Origin of the sequence: Paenibacillus sp. A3, assembly GCF_001399685.1 — a bacterium.
Lineage (GTDB): Bacteria > Bacillota > Bacilli > Paenibacillales > NBRC-103111 > Paenibacillus_G.
In genome coordinates this window covers 1-1,762 of sequence record NZ_JTHN01000369.1, presented here as the reverse complement: position 1 = coordinate 1,762, position 1,762 = coordinate 1, and the positions used below count along the sequence as shown (strand labels likewise).

The following is a 1,762-nucleotide window of genomic DNA, read 5'->3' as shown; positions in this document are numbered from 1 at the left end:
AGGCTCTCTTTCTTGCTTTCACTTGACCCGGTTCGGGTCTTCCACGACGGCTTGCTCTTCCTCGCGAAATGCGACGCCCTCAACTTTAATATTGACTTCAACGACCGTCAAACCGGTCATGTTCTCCACCGCATCGCGTACATTTTCTTGAAGATCCCGACAAACCTCATGGATTTTACTTCCGAAATTAACAATCACTCGAAGATCGATAGCCGCTTCCACTTGGCCCACTTCCACCGAAACGCCCTTCTGCACGTTTTTGCCGCTCAGACGCTTCGCCAATCCTTCGGAAATGCCTCCCGACATGCCGGCAATCCCTGGAGTCTCCAGCGCAGCCAATCCTGCAATAGTCGCTACGACGTCATCTGAAATGCGGATAAGACCTGTTTGAATTTCTTCGCTCAAGAGGATCACTCCTTCAAGGATTATAGCTCTATTGTAATAACTTACAAGCGGGAAAGCAAATGTACCGCGCAACCATTTGACAGTTTTCGACAACACCCGAATTTGCCGGTGCTGCAGGCCTGACCAAGCCGATAACACCTCGCCTGAAAATACCTCTAAATGGCCTTGACCGACCCGCCGTCGACATAAAAGACCGAACCGGTCATATAGCTGTTGCGCGGCGAAAGCAGGAATGCGGCCGTGGCAGCCAGCTCCTCCGGTTCGCCGTAGCGGCCGAGCGGAATGTCCTTGACCATGCTCTCCCGTATCGCTTCAACCGTCACCTGATCGCGGGCCGCTTTGGCCGAATCCAGCTCAACCAGACGATCCGTGCTGATTCGACCTGGACATACGGTGTTGAGCAAAATCCCGTCCGGCCCCCACTCGACCGATAGCGTCTTCATTAGACCGACGATTCCCGTCCGCAGCGTATTGGATAGCACCAAACCGGGAATCGGCATTTTCACCGACGACGAGGCAATCGTGACGATCCGCCCACCCTGCTCCTTCATCAGCGGATGGAAGCCTTTGACAAGCCTGACAACGCTCATGAGATTCAATTGAATGGCATGGAGCCACGCTTCCTCGTCAAGCGATAGGAAGCTGCCGCTCGGCGGCCCTCCGGCATTGCACACGAGAGCGTCAACCCGGCCAAACCGGTCGGCAGCCTGCTGGACGAGCCAGCCGATTTGCTCGGGGCTGCTTAGATCGACAGCCATGCCAGCGGCCGATACGCCGTATTTTTGCGTCAGCTGGGCCGCTACGTCGCATACGGCTTGCTCATCCCGGCTGCAGAGCAATAGATCGGCTCCTTCCGCTGCCAGCTGCTCGGCGATCGCCCGGCCCAATCCCTTGCTGGAAGCGGTGACGACAGCTTTTTTACCTTTTAAATATAGATCCATAAAAAACTCCTTCCTAAAGTATTTTACTTTGTCCGAAAATTGATTATATTAGAATAGGTTTAATTCGAGTTAGGTATACTTTACCACATGAGGTGATCCTTTTGAAACGCCACGGTTTTACAATCGGTCTGCTTGCAAGCTTCGCCCTAAGTGCAGTGGCCCACTATGTCGGAGCTCCCACATTCAGCCCGACGGTACAATTTTTAATCTCGGCGGTGGCGATCATTTTTGTCGCCGGTTTTCTGGGAAAAGCTACGGAAAGCGTAGCGCATTATGCCGGCGAAAGACTGGGCGGTTTTTTGAACGCGACGTTCGGCAATGCCGCAGAGCTCATCATCGCCATCTTTCTGGTTAGAGACGGGATGTTCGATATCTGTCAAGCCAGCATCACCGGCTCCATTATCGACGTCTCTTAT

The 1,762-nt window shown here is 53.3% G+C and carries 2 protein-coding genes and 1 pseudogene; 1 reads left to right on the top strand and 2 read right to left on the bottom strand.

All coding sequences use genetic code 11. The annotated features are described in order from the left end of the window. Positions 1-18: 18 nt before the first annotated feature. Together QJ48_RS34700 and QJ48_RS34695 are read right to left on the bottom strand one after the other, a co-directional pair. On the bottom strand, positions 19-405 hold the full coding sequence (locus tag QJ48_RS34700; RefSeq protein WP_054977802.1) for an Asp23/Gls24 family envelope stress response protein: 387 nt from the start codon (positions 403-405) through the stop codon (positions 19-21). A gap of 155 nt (positions 406-560) precedes the next feature. Further along, positions 561-1,346 (bottom strand): SDR family oxidoreductase, encoded by a 786-nt coding sequence (locus tag QJ48_RS34695; protein ID WP_054977801.1) that lies wholly within the window; start codon positions 1,344-1,346, stop codon positions 561-563. Between the two features lie 101 nt (positions 1,347-1,447). Between QJ48_RS34695 and QJ48_RS34690 the strand changes: the two are divergent. Then, positions 1,448-1,762 (top strand): annotated as a pseudogene (locus QJ48_RS34690) (cation transporter); the annotation flags it as partial.